The organism is Cupriavidus sp. FW306-01-F10A, from assembly GCF_058782785.1.
The window spans coordinates 602,849-618,438 of the sequence record NZ_JBYSYA010000001.1; the positions used below are offsets into that span (position 1 = coordinate 602,849).

General features: G+C 65.8%; 10 protein-coding genes and 1 tRNA gene. 1 reads left to right on the plus strand and 10 read right to left on the minus strand.

Going from position 1 to position 15,590, the window contains the following annotated elements; genetic code table 11:
- Nucleotides 1-5: 5 nt before the first annotated feature.
- The 10 genes from AC3WLF_RS02725 to AC3WLF_RS02770 form a co-directional block, all read right to left on the minus strand.
- The gene (locus AC3WLF_RS02725) at nucleotides 6-1,412 is read right to left on the minus strand and encodes an SLC13 family permease (protein WP_492357790.1); all 1,407 of its coding nucleotides are present in this window, start codon (nucleotides 1,410-1,412) and stop codon (nucleotides 6-8) included.
- Nucleotides 1,413-1,997: 585 nt separating this feature from the next.
- Nucleotides 1,998-2,073 (minus strand) — tRNA-Ile (locus AC3WLF_RS02730).
- 118 nt (nucleotides 2,074-2,191) lie between these two features.
- A complete protein-coding gene (locus AC3WLF_RS02735; protein WP_492316850.1) occupies nucleotides 2,192-2,659 on the minus strand; it encodes a fumarate hydratase in 468 nt (155 codons plus the stop codon).
- Nucleotides 2,660-2,907: 248 nt separating this feature from the next.
- Complete coding sequence (locus tag AC3WLF_RS02740; protein ID WP_492357791.1) at nucleotides 2,908-3,261, minus strand: hypothetical protein; 354 nt, start codon at nucleotides 3,259-3,261, stop codon at nucleotides 2,908-2,910.
- Nucleotides 3,262-3,468: 207 nt separating this feature from the next.
- Complete coding sequence (locus AC3WLF_RS02745) at nucleotides 3,469-4,854, minus strand: FAD-binding oxidoreductase (protein ID WP_492357792.1); 1,386 nt, start codon at nucleotides 4,852-4,854, stop codon at nucleotides 3,469-3,471.
- Nucleotides 4,855-4,974: 120 nt separating this feature from the next.
- Nucleotides 4,975-8,235: an AfsR/SARP family transcriptional regulator gene (locus tag AC3WLF_RS02750; RefSeq protein WP_492357793.1), complete on the minus strand. Its 3,261-nt coding sequence runs from the start codon at nucleotides 8,233-8,235 to the stop codon at nucleotides 4,975-4,977.
- A 759-nt stretch (nucleotides 8,236-8,994) separates the two neighbouring features.
- Entirely contained in the window at nucleotides 8,995-10,071 is a 1,077-nt protein-coding gene (locus AC3WLF_RS02755) for a lipocalin-like domain-containing protein (RefSeq protein ID WP_492357169.1), read from the minus strand.
- Nucleotides 10,068-12,593, minus strand: a complete 2,526-nt coding sequence (locus AC3WLF_RS02760; RefSeq protein WP_492357794.1) for an FtsX-like permease family protein — start codon at nucleotides 12,591-12,593, stop codon at nucleotides 10,068-10,070. Before AC3WLF_RS02760 ends, AC3WLF_RS02755 begins: the two co-directional genes overlap by 4 nt.
- A gap of 3 nt (nucleotides 12,594-12,596) precedes the next feature.
- Entirely contained in the window at nucleotides 12,597-13,292 is a 696-nt protein-coding gene (locus AC3WLF_RS02765) for an ABC transporter ATP-binding protein (RefSeq protein WP_492316844.1), read from the minus strand.
- A gap of 209 nt (nucleotides 13,293-13,501) precedes the next feature.
- Nucleotides 13,502-14,566 carry a VWA domain-containing protein gene (locus AC3WLF_RS02770; RefSeq protein ID WP_492316843.1) on the minus strand — a complete coding sequence of 355 codons (1,065 nt, stop codon included), beginning with the start codon at nucleotides 14,564-14,566 and terminating at the stop codon, nucleotides 13,502-13,504.
- A 74-nt stretch (nucleotides 14,567-14,640) separates the two neighbouring features.
- On the opposite strand from AC3WLF_RS02770, the gene AC3WLF_RS02775 reads away from it, so the two are divergent.
- Complete coding sequence (locus AC3WLF_RS02775) at nucleotides 14,641-15,588, plus strand: S1C family serine protease (protein WP_492351021.1); 948 nt, start codon at nucleotides 14,641-14,643, stop codon at nucleotides 15,586-15,588.
- Nucleotides 15,589-15,590: the final 2 nt, after the last annotated feature.

Below are 15,590 nucleotides of genomic sequence, written 5' to 3' on the forward strand. Positions count from 1 at the left end.
GGAACTCAGAGCACGACAAAGATAAACCACAGCACAACCGGCGCGGTCACGGTCACCAGCGCCCCATAGATCATCAGCTTGCGGAAGAAAGCCTGCCGGTCCACGCCCTGGGCGTTGGCCAGTACCAGCGCACCATTGGTCGAAAACGGGCTTACGTCCACGATCGTCGAGGACACCGCCATCGCCGCGATAAAGCCGATCGCGCTGACGTCGGAGCCTTGCTGCAGGAACGGCACGGCAAGCGGGATCAGCGAGCCCAGCACCGCGGTCGACGAGGCAAACGCCGACACCACCGCACCCACAAAGCACAGCAGCAGCGCCGCCATCAGCGGCGAGGTCAGGTGGGCCACGCTATGGCCGACGAAATCGATCGTGCCCATCTTGTCCATCACGCCCACAAAGGTGCTGACGCCGACGATCAGCATGATCTCGGGCCACGACACCTGGCCCAGCGCGCGCTTCTGCAGCTCCGGTGCCATCAGCGTGAGCACCAGCGCGATGGTCAGCGAAACGAAGCCGATATCGAGCTTGAAGTAGAGCGTGAGGACGGCCAGTGCCACCAGGCCGGCCACGGTCAGGTACTGGTAGAGTCCGGCCGGCGCCTCGGCGGTGCCGGCGGCATCGCCCTCGAGCATCGATCCGCGGTCGCGCGCTCTCGTCTTCCGCTCTTCCATGCCGGCCTCGGCCTCGGCATCGCCATAGATCTGCGCGCCCTGTGCCGGCACGGCGTGGGCGCCGAAGGGATGGCCCATGGCCAGCACACCGTCGGCGACCGCCTGCGGCGCTGCCACCGCCGGCGCCGCTTGCCGCATCAGGCGCAGGCCGCCGAATGCGACGAACAGTCCCGCGGCCACGGCAAGGTTGACACCCAGGCTGGCAAAGGCCGTCGCCATCTCGTTCAGCGGCAGCCCCGCCTTCTGCACGATCTTGTTGGTGATGCCGCCATAGATGCTGATCGGCGAGAAGCCGCCGCCCTGGGCACCGTGGATCACCATCAGGCCCATCAGCAGCGGGTTGATGCCGTAGCGCGCGGCGAACCCCAGCGCGATCGGCGCGATGATTGCGACCGCTGCCGGGCTGACCGCGCCGACCGAGGTCAGCACCGCCGCGATCATGAACATGATCCACGGGATCGCCGCGATCCGGCCGCCCACGGCGCGTACCGCAAGCCTCACCAGCCAGTCGATGGTGCCATTGTTCTGCGTCACTGCGAACAGGTATGTGATGCCGACCAGCGTCAGGAACAGGTCGGCGGGGAATCCGGCCAGGATAACCTTGGCCGGCATGGCGGCAACCAGCGTGCCGACCAGGAATGCGCCGACAAAGGCCAGCGCGCCCATGTTGATGGGCAGGACCGTGGCGATGACGAACATCAGCCCCAGGACAGAAATGGAAATCAGGTGTTGCGACATAGCGGCTCCGTCGCGGCAGGCGCGCCGGGGCGCCCATCGCTTGGTAGGAATGACGTGGGATTGGTTTTCGGCTGGAACGGCCGAAGGTGATGGGCCGCTACGGCAAGGTGTGGAAGGGGTAGGCCGTCACATGCGTCTCCTTGGTGGATATGGCCTCGCTTGAATACTTCAAGTCGGCGCCATTTTTGAGTCTTGCTTTTGAGCCAAGAATAAGGTGGCGGACAATGAGCATCAATTAAGGTGCGGGGGCAATCCTTACGGAGACCGGAATAGCATCGGGAGGGCGAGTCGGGCAAAAGCCCTGTGCAAACGCAGAGGTGAAAGCTGCTGCGGGTCGAGCCACGAGGTGTGGTGAACCCAGGCGACGACGTGACGTGCGAGCGGACTGTCGAGAACGACCAATGGATTTAAGGCGGTCCCCCGCGTATGCGGGGGTGAGGAACCACACTGGGTCATCAAGCCGCGAATTTGCTCGATCACGCTTGCGACCTCATTCGCGCGGGCCTCTTCAATCTGGGCTCACTTTACCCGCCGGCGATCAACGCGACATGAGGGACGGAGTTTTGCCAGGCTGGTGGTGAATAGTGGGCCTCCCGTGAGTTGAACACGGCACCAACGGATTATGAGTCCGCTGCGCTAACCAGGCATGAGCTAGAGGCCCAATTGGAAGGGGTAAAGCCGTCAGCACAAGGTTCGTCGGCCTCAGCTTTTCTCAGCAGTACCCCCATCTTGCATCAATCGGCTGGTTGGCGACATCGCGTTACCAGCCGAGGCAAGGATCACGCCGACGCTTCAGGCGACGCTACAGCCGGAACCACTTTCTTCGCCGAAGCCCGTTTTTTCGTCACGGATTTCACTGCGACCGCCTTCGGGCCTGCTTTCGCGGCGACCTTGCCCTTAGTAGCGGGCGCGGCCTTTTTCGCGACTGCTTTCGTTACGGCAGCTTTATTGCCCGTCGCCTTCTTGGCGCCTGCAGCCTTGGCCTTCTTTGCCAAGAGCTTGTCCTTTGCGGCTTGCTTTTCAAAGCGGGCCGCGGCCTTTGCGGCTTCCGCTGCCTGGGCAACCTCGCGCTTTGCCGCTTCAATTGCCTTCTTCGTGTCGGCGCGCAGCTTCAGCAAGCGCTTCTTCGCTGCCTGTGCCTCGCGGGCAAGCACGCTGGCCTTTTTCGTCGGCACGGCCACCTTCTTTGCGGCAGGTTTGCCCTTGGCAGTTGCACTTACCCGTGTCGTTTTAGTTGTTGCGACCATGTTTGGTTATTCATAGTTGTGAGTGAAGCGCGGAGTATAACCGCACGAGTGGCGTTACATAATACGTTTCCCCCAAATGGCAAAGCACCGAACATTGCAATGCGATTTGACTACCCCCCTGTCGATCGGGACTCGGTTGCCTGACGGCAGGGTTGCGTCATATCGGGGCAAGGCCAAGTCATGGCGCATTTTCCCGCGCCTGGGCAACGGAGCAGGCCCAGACCAACCGCCCCGTTGCCCTGCCCTGCTCAGGACAAGCATTCCCCGCTGTCGCGCGCATCGCTGCGCGCACCGTCGGTGAAGCCATCGCGCGAGCTGATGCGGGCGCCATCGGTGTAAGGGTCAGGCTTGCGCATGCCGTCCAGGTACGGATCAAAGCCACGGACCGCGCACACGGACCTGCCCTGATACGCGACCACGGGCAGCATGGTGGCCTCGGTGGACGGACTGTGCGCGCCATCGGTAAAGGCGTCGCGCTGGCCGCTGTGTCCCGGCGCGGCGACGATCAGCCCATCGGCATAGGCACCGGCGTGGGCGGTCTGGCTGAGCCCGGCGGCAAGTGCGGCAGCGGCAAGCAGGGTCTTGGCAAGAGTCTTATGCATTGCTATCTCCAACAGGGTGTCGGCGGCGTTGCCGCGACGGCACTCCTCGTGCAGGCGATCAGCTACGGAACGGTACGGCCCGCACGGGATCGCCTCTGCCGTGCAAGCCGTTGCCTGGCGTGAACCGGCTGCCATCCGACGTGGCAGCGGCGTCGCGCCGGACTTCTGGAAAGGGGTACCTGCGCCCCATGTCGCAAGCGTGGTGCGTCAGGCGGGCCTGATGTTCTGATTCACGCGGAACATGTTGGCCGGGTCGTATTTGCGCTTGATCTCCGCCAGCCGCGCATAGTTGTCGCGATAGGACGCCTTCACGTTGTCATTGCCCTCGTCCATCATCATGTTGATGTAGCCGCCGCCAGCAGAGTGCGGATGCAGGGCCAGCCAGTAGTCCTTCGCCCACTGCACGATGCGATCGTTGTTGGCCGGGTCGGGATCCACGCCGACAATCACGCTGGCAAAGTTGGCATCGCGGTAGCTGAAGGCCGTGTCGTCGCAGCCGGCGCGATGCGCTGCACCATTGATCGGATACAGGTGCATGGTCGAGTGCATCGACGGCAACTGCTGCGCGTACTTGATGTGCAGATCGATGGCCTTGTCGCTCAGGTCGCTGACGAAGTCGGCTTTCCAGTACCACTGCAAGCCCGCCGGATACAGTCCGTCGAACAGGCCCTGCAGGACAGGCCAGGGTATTGGCCCGGCAAAGTCCACCGCCGGCGGCATGGCCTCGCGAATCGGACGGAAATGCGTTTCGGCCTGGTCGAGCGGGCCGGTGTAGCACCACACCACTGCGCACATCTTCTGCAGGTGAACTTCCTCCGGGAAGGGCGCTGCGGGCGGCACCGTGACGAAACCGAACCAGCCATTGATGTCCTGCGGCGCGCTCAGGATGAAGTCGCGCCACCATGTCATCAGCTCGCGGGCCTGCTCCATCGGCCACAGCATCGGGCCGCCATAGACCGTGGCTACGGGATGAGCCTTGAACTCGAACGACGTCACCACGCCGAAGTTGCCACCGCCGCCGCGCAACGCCCAGAACAGGTCGGCGTTTTCGTCCTCGCTTGCTGTGACGACGCGCCCGTCGGCCAGAACGACCTCGGCGCTGAGCAGATTGTCGATCGTCAGGCCGTAGGCGCGGCTGAGGTAGCCGATGCCGCCGCCGAGCGTCAGTCCGCCCACGCCGGTGGTCGAGATGAAGCCACTCGGCGTCGCCAGCCCGTAGGCACTGGCGGCGTGATCCACATCGCCCCAGGTGCAGCCACCGCCAACCCGCAGTGTCTTGCGTCCGGCATCGACAAACACGCCCTTCATGGTCGACAGGTCGATCACCAGTCCACCATCGCATGTGCCGAGCCCGGCGCCATTGTGCGCGCCGCCACGCACGGCCAGCAGCATCCCGCCGTCGCGCGCGGCGTTCACCGCCGCGATGACGTCCGCAACATCGACGCAGCGCGCGATGATCGCAGGTCGCTTGTCGATCATTCCGTTGTAGACGGCACGCGCCTGGTCGTAAGCCGCGTCGCCCGGCTGAATCAGTTGTCCCCGAAAATGCGCCTTGAGTGCGGTTGCGACGGGTTCGCTCAATGAAGCTTCCATGGTTGCCTCCTGTCCGGTTGGTATGCAGGAGTTTTAGCAACCTCGGCGTTTTGAAAGCGTTAGGTGAACCGTTACAAAGGGATTCTGCCTCCCGACCGGCGCGCAGTGGTCGAGCCGAAGCTAACGCGCGAGTAACGCCCGCGCCTTGACGATGTCGGGCTGATCGAAGCCCTCGGTGAATCGCGCAAGCGGCGCCTCGACCACCTCATGCGCATTGACGCGCCCCTGCGAGGTTCGCAGCGTTGTCAATGACAGGGTGGCACGCAGCTCAAGCGGTAGCGCGTGCTGGGCTGTGGCGATCTCGATCGCCTTGATCAGCGATGACTCGGCTTCGGCGAGGTTGGCGGTGCTGCGTAGCAGCAATTCACCGCGCAGACGGTACAGTTCGGCGTCCACCCAGTGCTCGCCAGTGCGCCCGACGCATTCGAGCGCCTGGCCCAAAGCCGCCAACGCAGCCTCGGTCTCTCCTACGTCGCCCTGGCATTCAGCGAGCATGGCCAGATACAGCGGCAGACGCAGGCGTGCGCCCGTTGCGTGAAAGCCCTCGATCGCCCCCTGCACCGCCACCACGGCGTCGGCGCCGGGCGCCTGTTTCGCGTTCGCCCAGGCGAGCAGTATGCCGGCCCAGGCAAGGTAGTAGCCTACGTGGTACTGTTCGGCGATCTCGTGTGCCTGGCGGGCATAGTGCAGCGTGAGACCGTGCTCATGTCGCAGCGCGTGCTGCGTCGCGAGATATGACAGCGCGAGCGCCTGGGAGAACGGGTGTGCTACCCGGTTCGCCACCTCCAGCGCTTCGCGTCCACGCTGAAGGGCCTGATCGGCAAGCCCCCTGAACCACAATGCGTGCGCCGACCAAGCGGCAGCCAGCACGCCGAAGTTACCGCCCATCAGGGACGCATGCTCGGCGTGCTGGGCCTCGTCATAAGCGCGGTGCGCGCGTTGATACGCGGGCTCGGCAGCCATCCAGTCGCCTTGCTGGACCAGACTACCCATGACGCTGGTCCATGCCATCACCGAGTAAGTACCGGAGCCCAGCGGCCCCAATCCCGCAATCAGTTCCTCGCTCAGGCTACGTGCCTGTGCAAGTTCCGCCCTCACTACCAGGAAAAATGAAAGGCTGACCTGGGCGCGTGCTTGCTGACTGGCGTCACCCGCCAGCCGGCTCAGTTCCACCGCGCGTCGCAGCGGCGCCTCCAGTTCGGGGGCCGCCCAGCCTCGGGCGATGCGAATCGGTGGCGCCAGGTCGAGTTGCAGGGCCAGCGATTGACTGGCGCGCTCCTGCGGATCGGCAATCCGGTCCGCTTGCACCAGCCCGCGCGTCAGCAATGCAATGGCATCGTCATAGGCATACACACTCTGCGCAACGCCGGCCGCGCGCCGATAGAACGCCGCCGCCTGGGCTGGCAGGCCCGCCCGCTCATAGTGCGAGGCGATCTGCGCGCTTGCCGCGTCGGGCGCATCGCCTGACGCCTGCTCGAGCGCTCGCGCCACGCGCAAATGCAGGCGGCGGCGCTGTAGCGGACTCACGTCGGCGTATGCCACGTCGCGGATCTTGTCATGGCTGAAGTCAAACGCCAGGCCGCCACCGTCGGTCTGGCGCACGATGCGCCGCTGCCACAGCTCGTCCAGCGCGCCTGCCAGGGCATCCTCGCCGAGGTCGCCTGCCTGGGCGAGGATGTCGGTCGTGAACGCCCGTCCAATGATTGCAGCAACCCCGACGATTTCGCGGGCGCCCGGAGGAAGCTGTGCCAGCCGGTTCGAAATGATGGTGTAAACCTTGGGCGGCAACTTCGACGCCATGCCGCCCTGTGCGTCCCCGACCGGCATGGTGTCGGAGCGGGCCCGCATCATTTCGACCGCAAACAGCGGGTTACCCTCGCTCTCTTCGAACAGCCGGGTTGCCTCCGTGTCGGCCAGCGGCCGGTCCAGGATCTGGGCCGCTATCTTTGCCGTTTCGGCGGCGTCCAGTGTCCCCAATGAGATCTCGATGACCTGGTCGTCGCGGCGTAGTGCGTCCAGCAGCCGGTTCGCCGCGTGCAGCGGCATGATTTCCTCGGGGCGCGCCGTTGCGACCACCATAAGCCTTGCCGCCGCGTCGAAACGCATCAGGAAGCGCAGCCATTCGAGCGTCTCGCCGTCGCACCATTGCAGGTCGTCGAGCAGCAGTAGCAGCGGCCCGCCTTGTGCAAGCACCGCTCGCGCAAGCGCCTCGAAAAACCGTTGGCGTTGCCAGTATTCGGTAAGAGGCGACGGCGGCGACAGTCCGGATTGCTGCGTGAGGAATTCCGGCAACAGGCGCGTGACCTCGGTCAGCCACAGTTTGTCGAGCTTGCCGATCGCACCACTCAGGGCAGGGCTGCGCAGCCAGCCGGTCACCGGTGCAAACGCGAGCCGTCCCTCGGCCGCATAGGCGCGCGAATGCGCCACGGTGATGCCTTGCTCGGCCAGATGGACCAGCAGTTCCTCCGCCAGGCGCGATTTGCCGATGCCGGCTTCGCCGAGGATCAGGACAAACTGCTTGTCGCCCAGCTGGGTACGCTGCCAGACTTCAAGCAGCCGGCGCCATTCGCCATGCCGGCCAATCATTGGCAGCATCGCATCCCGCGGGCGTTGGCGCTGCATTGACGCAGCCTGCGCAGCCAACCGCGCATAGGCCTCGCGCATGGGGTCGCCGGGCAGGACGCCCAATTCGCGCGCGAGCGTTTCCACACAGCTACGATAGGCGCGCATGGCCGATGCGTGATCGTGGTTCAGCGCGTGCAGGCGCATCAGCGCCAGGCAGGTGGGTTCGCGGCACGGGTCGAGCCGCTGCAACTGTTGTGTGTACTTCAACGCCTTTGCATAGTCGCGCCGGTCTTCACTCAGTTGACCGAGGCGCGCGAGCGCCGTGATGCACTGTTCGCGCAACCTTTCGCGCTCAGGGTGGATCCACTCGTCATAGCAGTTGGCCAGCAGGTCACCGCGATAGAGATCGGCGGCATGCGTCAGCAGCTCTTCTTCAGCGCCTGCGTCGCCGTGCCTCGAGGCCCTGGCCGCAGCCGCAAGCGCGGACTGGAACTGCGCTACATCGAGGTCAAGCGGCGAATCGGGCAGCCATCGCACCGTTTGCGCATCGGCATGGACAAACTGATCTGCCTCCGGCCAGGTCTTGCGCAGCTGAAACAGCAGTTGGCGCAGGGCATTGCGCGCCTGCGCCTGCGAGGAATCAGGCCAGAACAGTACGGCGAGCTGCTGCCGCGTCTGCGGTGCGTCGCGATGCAGGACAAGGCAGGCGAGCAGCGCCTGCAAGCGGGGGGAGTTTGCGTTAAACAGGGGCGCGCCAGCGCCGTCGAGCTGGAACTCGCCAAACAAACGGACGGAGAAGCGGGCCTGCGAAGTCATGCTGGAGCGCAATGCGGCACAATGCGATGGGGAGCTCCTGTAGGCAGCGTGCGGTGCGCACTGCGCTAGCGCTCGTGCGGGAACTCTCCAACACCCAAGCCCGCGCGAGCGCAATTCATGACTATACTCGCGTTGGCGCGTCCCATCCGGCCAACATCGACGAGCAGTCACTCCCTTTCCCGCTAGGTCCTAGCCGAAGACCTCGGATGCGTCCGTCATCAGTCTAAGCCCATGGGCTCGGATTCGCTCCTGGGCACGCCGGGCAAAGACTGATGCATCCAGGTTTGACCCGAGCTTCCGTACGCCGTGGGAGACTCGCCGAAAAATGAAATCAACTTCGTTTTCGGTGAAGTCGCCGTAGGCAAGGTATGCCCTCAGCATCTGGTTAAGGTAGGCATCACACTCACTTCGCTGCAATACGAGTGCGCTTGCCAGCAGAGACCGCGAGTGCCACCGCAGCCACCGGCGTCTCCAGTGCTTGTAGTCGTCCTTTACCAATTGACCCCTCCATTGCCCGGCGGCACTTTTCTTTACGCTGCCCGCAATCACCAACGAGTAGGGAGCACGCGGCGCGCTATTTGAAAATCATCATAGCGTGACGGAAATAGCAGGGCAATCGGCTTTCCTCTGGAGAAGGTCCCACCAAAGAGGGGGTGTGGCGAGAATCTTGCGGTTGAGGGAAATCGTGTGGATCGCCGAGCGAAGCGGCGGGCGGGCACTCCGACCGGCCGCTCCCAATTACCCGGGCCGGGCCTCAAGTCAAAGATTGAGGCGCTGGAAATACCCGGTCAGTTCGAGGTAGCCCCGTCCGACCGCCTTGCCTCCCCGCAACGCCGTCACCGCGCCCTCCCAATAGACCGCGCCGGTGCTCGCGCGGCTATCGAGTTCCTGATCATCCATCAGCGGTACCAGTTCGAGCGCGAGATCGCCTGCCCTCAACCGCATGGCAACCGGATAGCTCGTGCCGGTATGAGGCGAGCGCCAACGGCGTGCCGGCATGAAATTGACCTCTTCGGGAGCCAGTACCTGGACGCGACCGTCGCTGCCGCGCAGCGTGCCGCCTCCCCAGAACTTGCGCCCCGCCTTGTCCCGGATCTGGAAGGCCATCAACGCGCCGCCGTCATCGAGGTTGAGGCCGAGCCAGTCCCAGCCGACGGCCTCGTCGGCCAGCAAGGTCGACGACCATTCGTGATCCAGCCAGGCGCTGCCGTGCACGGTTTCCTGCAGGCTGCGCCGCTCCAGGGTGCCGCTCACCTTGAGCCCCGGCTGGCTGTAGTAATAGCTCGCCTGGGCCGCCAGCGGGCCCTTGCGGCTGTATCCCCGTTCGCCCTGTAGCAGCAACCGTTGGGTTGGCTCCATTGTCAGATCGAGGGTGAAATCCCGCGCGGGAAATCTGGCTCGGTAGCGCCCCGTGGTCTCTCGGTGCAGCGACCAGTTGCCGATGTACACATCGGTATCGGCAGTATCGGCAAGCGCCAGGCCGAAGCCGCTGCGCGCCGCACGCTGGTCGTGCTGGAGCTTGCCGGCCACGGGATCGCTCAGTGCGACATTGGCGAACAGCAGTTGCTGCGGCGCGAAGCGGCTTGGATTGGCCTGGTCAAACTGCGGGCGCGAGCGGAAGAACGTAACCTGGAAGCCGAGCGGCGCTCCTGCCTGCGTCTGCAGCCAGCCGGTGGCATACCACCATTCGGTGCGATAGTCGGGGTGCGCGCCGTGGTCGCGCGGGAAGGCCAGGGTTCGGCCTGCGGCGACTGGCGGATAAGCGGGCGCTGCGCCCAGCGCCGCGGCCGCCACGCCGGAACCCGGCAACAACAGCAGGAATGAGCGCCTCTTCACCAATCCTCCAGAACCGCGCGCACGGCGCTACGCGACATCGCCTGCCGCCCGCTCGCCAGCGCAGCCAGCGAGGCCGCCGCCACCACCGCGCTTGCCACCTGGGCCAGGAATACCCAAGGCACATGCAAGCTCATGGTCCAGTGGAACGACTGCGGATTGACAACGTGAACCAGGATGACCGCGATGACCCATCCCAGCGCAAGACCGGCTACCACGCCAAGCAGAGCGAGTAACGCGCCCTCCAGTGCCAGCATCGCGCCGATCTGCCAACGCATGAAGCCGAGATGCCGCAGCATGCCGAATTCGCGCGCGCGCGCCAGGGCCTGCGCGCTGAAACTGGCGCCGATGCCGAATAGCCCGATCACGACCGCTATGCCCTCCAGCAGGTAGGTCACTGCGAAGCTGCGGTCGAAGATTTTCAGGGTGATGGCGCGAATCTCGCCAGGCTCGGAGAATGTAATGTGTTCACCGCCGGCGACGCGCTGGCGCAGACTCTCCTTGACCTGCGCCGGGCCCGTGCCCTGCTCCAGCCACAGCGCGACGTCAGTGACACGCAGCTCGTCCGTGAGCCGCCGATAATCGTCCTGGCTGATCACCACCGTACCGTGCTGGCGTGCGTAATCGCGCCACACGCCGCCCACCAGGAAGGCGACGGGCCGGCCCTGCAGCGGCAGCGTGATACGTTGCCCCGGGCGGAAGCCATAGAGGTCGACCATCGCCTCGCTGACCCATACCGCCGGCGGATCACCCGGCTGCGCCGCGACGGGCGCAGCCGTCAGCGGCAGCCGCGCGCCCGGATTGCGCGGGTCGATCGGCCGGGCAATGACCGTGACGGGGGGACGCTCGGGATCAAGCAGGATCTGGTTCGAACGTAGAAACTCGGCACGCGCAACGCCACGGAGGCTGGCGATGGCCGCCTGGTCGTCAAGCGAGAAATACGCGCTGTCGCCGCTTGACGAAGCACGCAGATAGAGATCGGCCGGCAGGACATTGTGCAGCCAATCGTCCACCGAGATGCGGAAGCTTGACACCATGATCGCCATCGCGGCCATCAGGCTAAAGCTGGCGACAATGCCGGCCAGGGCGATGGCGGCGCGGCCCGGTGCGCCGGCGAGCTGGGTCAGGGCAAGCTGCGGCACAGCCTGTCGCAAAGAGGGCAGCAAGCCGAACACAAGATGCGCCAGCCGTGGCATCAGCAGGATGGCGCCCACCAACAGAAGCGCGATCGCTGCATAACCGAAGACCGGCAGATCCGCCACCGGCCGCAGTGGCGTCAGCCCGAGCCCGGCTGCCATCGCAGCAAGCCCGGTCCACGGCGAGCGTAGCCGCTTGAGCGGCGTCTCCTCATCGCCCGCCTTGAGCGCCTGCGCCGGCCGCGCGCGGGCGGCCTCCCATGCCGGTGCGAGACTGCCGAGCACCGCCGCCGACAGGCCGAGCGCGAAGAAGATCAGCGCTGCCGGCGCGTCGAAGCGGACCCTGGGCTTTACACCTTCAAAGTAGCCACCGCCCAGATCGCCGCCCGCGTACCCGAGCACCGCGGCGGCGAGGACGAAGCCAAGCGCCAGGCCGAGCATCGCGCCGAGCGTGCCTTGCGCCGCGCCTTCCGCCAGCAGCAGCCGCAGCAGACCACCGCGTGTCACCCCGAGGGCGCGCAACAGTGCAAGCTGCGAGCGCCGCCGCAGCACCGATACAGCCTGCATCGTGAACACCAGGAAGGCGCCTGTGAACAGCGCCACCAGCGCAAGCACGTTCAGGTTCACCCGATAGGCGCGCGACAGGTTGGAAGTCCGGCGCGCGTTGTCCTGCGGCGAACCCGCCACCACCCCTGGCGGCAGCAGCGCGGCCAGCGCTTGCGCAAAGTTGCCGGTGTCCACTCCCGGCCTGAGCTTGACGTCGATCCGCTGCAGCAGGCCAAGCCGGTCGAGGCGCCACTGCGCTGCTCCGATATCCATCACGCCCAGGCGCAGGCCCTCGCCCGCCGCCGGCAGCGTGCCGGCAATACGCAGCGTAAGCGCGGTCAGCCCGACTTGTACGGTGAGCGGGTCCCCGGGCTTGAGATCGAGCCAGCTCAGCGCCGCCGGCGAAAGGAACACGGCGTCGGGATCGAGAACGTCGAGCTTGCCCGCGCGCTCCTCGGCGGGCCGCCCGATCAGATTGGGTGTCACAGGCGCCGCCCGGAACACATCGATGCCAAACAGCGTCAGCGCACCGGTGCGCCCCGGCACCAGCGCATTGACTTCCACCACGGGGCTGGCCGCCGCCACCTCCGGCAGGCCCGCGATGCGCGGATAGAGCGATTCGTCGAAGCCCATGCGCGGCCCGCGGATCTCCAGATCGGCATTCCCCATCAGGGAGCGCACCGCCTGGGAAAACTCCGCCAGTGCAGCGTGGTTGACCAGATGCACGCCATAGCCCATTGCCACACCGATGGCCACGGCAAGGATGCCGATGATGGCGCGTCCGGGATGGGCGCGCAATTCGCCCGGGAGTAGCGCAAGGCCGAGTGAGCGCGGCGTTCGCATGGCTTAGGCGGCCGCGCTCATCGGCGGCTGTGGCCCCAGCGGCGTCAATCCGCCTGGCGTCAATTGCAAGACGCGATCCGCCGTCGCCGCAGCCACTGCCGAATGCGTGACGATAATCGCGGCCGTGCCGTTTGCGTTGACCAGTTCGCGCAGCAGGCTCAGCACCCGCGCGGCCGTCTCGTGATCAAGGTTGCCAGTCGGCTCATCCGCCAGCAGCAGCATTGGACGGTGTACCAGGGCACGCGCAATCGCCACCCGCTGCAACTCCCCGCCGGAAAGCTCGCGCGGCAGACTGTCCTCGCGCCCCTCAAGCCCAACCGCGGCGAGCATCTCGGCAACGCGCGCCGACGCCCCTTTTCGCTCGAGGCCGTTCAACAGCAGCGGCAGCGCCACGTTCTGCGCCGCGCTCAAATTCGGCAGCACGTGGAAGGCCTGGAACACGAACCCCAGCTTGCGACGCCTGAGCAAGGTTGCGGCATCGTCGTCCAGCTTGCCCAGATCCTGTCCGTCGAACTGGATGCGGCCACTGTCGGGCCGATCCAGACCGGCGATCAGGTGGAGCAGCGTTGACTTGCCCACGCCCGATTCGCCCATGACGGCGACAAATTCGCCGGCGTCCAGCGCAAGACTGACGCCGTGGAGAACCGTGCGCGGTCGGGCGCCGTTGTATGTCTTGGAGACATCTGTAAGGGTCAGCACAATGTCGTCAGCCTCGCGTGGCGCGCCTCTCCGTCAAAGCTGTGACGGGAAAGCGGACACAAGCCATTCTGCCACCGTTGAAGTGCATGGACTTGTCGAAGAAGGCCGCTAGAAGTCGGACGATTCGCACTGGGAACGGTGCAGCCACTTTGCCATTTCCTGGCGCTGGTTCGCTTCGCCGCCGATCGGGGGGACTACCGTGCTTCAGGTCACCGCCGGAACCACAGCATCGAGAGCCCGCATGCCACCCCCAGCAGCAGGACCGCTGCTGCCGAGAACAATGCACTGATCTCGGTTTCCTTGCGCTCGAGCGCGAAGCGGGCGCTGAGCTGGCGATACACCTGGCTCAGGTCCGCAGCCGAGCCTGCCTGGAAGTACTCGCCGTTCGTTATCGCCGCTACCGCCCGCAAGGCGGGTTCATCGAGCTGCATGTAGTAAGACAGGCCCGACTCTGCCGCGGCTCCGCCCTGCGGCGTACCGAAGCCCACCGTATAGACGCGCACGCCGCGCTGGGCGGCCATGCGCGCGGCGTCCAGCGGGTCCGGGCCGGTGGTGCGGCGGCCATCGCTGAGCAGGATCACCGCACCGTGCCGATACGAGCCGGGCTGCGCCGCCGGCCGTTCCTGTTCGCGCTTGCGGACGGCATCCGCCGCGGCGGCCTCTGTCAGCGATCTGCCGCCGGGCCCGGGTGCGAGCGACTCGCCGCTGAAAAGGATGGCTTCCAGGTCGATGCCATCGTCGGGGAACAACACTGCCAGCGCCTGGATCAGCCCGCTGCCGGTCGCCGTGCCGAGCTGGAGCTGGAAGCGATCGATTGCGTCGAGCATGTCCTGCCGGTTGTCGGTGGGGGGCAGCACCACGGTCGCGGTGGCGGCAAAAGAGACCATGCCCAGGCGCACGCTGGCCGGCAGCCCGACGATGAGATCCCGGGCAGCCTGCTTGGATGCGCCGATGCGGGTGGGTGCAACGTCGGTCGCCGCCATGCTGCGGGAGGTGTCCATGGCCAGCACCAGGGTGATGGTGTCGGACGGCAGCGTGATCGTCGCAGTAGGACGGGCGCAAGCCAGCAGGGCCGCGCCCAGCGCGAGCAGGAAGAGCAGCGGCGGAATGTGACGCCGCAGCCGTTGGCGAGGGCCCAGGGCGGCGCGCGGCAGCGCAAGGCTGGCGTATAACAGCGCGATTTTTTTGCGCCGCGCAATCAGGTACAGGTAAGCGGCTGCCAGCAGGGGCAGCGCGAGCAACAGCCAGAGCATTTGCGGCCAGAGAAACTGCATGCACCTGCTCCTTGGCGCGTGGGTAAGACGATGGTACTGTATTTTTCACGGCGGGACGGGACCTCGGGGGCGGAATGAGACGGGTAACGATCTACGGATGGGTCTCGGCAGCGGTGGCGCTGGTGCTCGCGGCAGTCGTGGGCTCTGCCTGGCTGTTGCAGCCGACGCCGCGCGTCCTCAAGCAAGCCGACATCGACTCCGCCGTGCTGCACACGCTGGAAACCAAGCGTCTGCCTTCGCGCACAGCCAGGGCGGCAGAGGCGGTTCGCGAGTCGGTGGTGGAAGTTCGCAGCTATGCGCCAGCCGAAAAGGCTGCGGACAAGCCGAAGAAAGCGGCATCCGCCCCCCACGCCAAGCGTGATTCCCCTGCCACACGCCGCAAAGCACCTCCCGAATCGCCCCCGCTATCCCCGCCGCCCTCGGGCGATGAACTCGCCAAAGGCGACCCACCTGGCGGCAAAGGCGAGTCCGGCGGCAAGCGCACAGCCCGCCACATCGGTTCGGGGGTGGTCGTGACCGAAAGCGGCATCATTCTCACCAGTTACCACGTCGTCGCCGACGCCCTGCGCCTGGAGGTCAGGTTCCACGACGGCCACACGGCCGAGGCCTCGGTGGTGCAGGCGTTCCCGGAGAAAGACCTAGCCGTGATCCGGCCCAGTTCCATCCCCGACGACCTGCCGCCGGCGACGCTCGGTTCCAGCCGGAACCTCGCGCCCGGCACTGAAGTCGTCGCGGTCGGCTTTCCGTTCGGCATCGGCCCGTCGGTGTCTGCCGGCGTGGTGTCGGGGCTCGACCGCAGGTTCGTCTTGCCGGACGGCAAGCGGGACCTGGACAAGCTCATCCAGTTCGACGCCGCCGCCAATCCGGGCAACTCCGGCGGACCGCTGGTGAATCTGGATGGCGAGGTGGTAGGGATCGTCACCGCCATCCTCAACCCCAACCAGAGCGGCACTTTCCTCGGCATCGGCTTTGCTGTCACCATCGAAAGCGCCGGCGCTTCCATCGGATCCTCTCCTTTCTAATC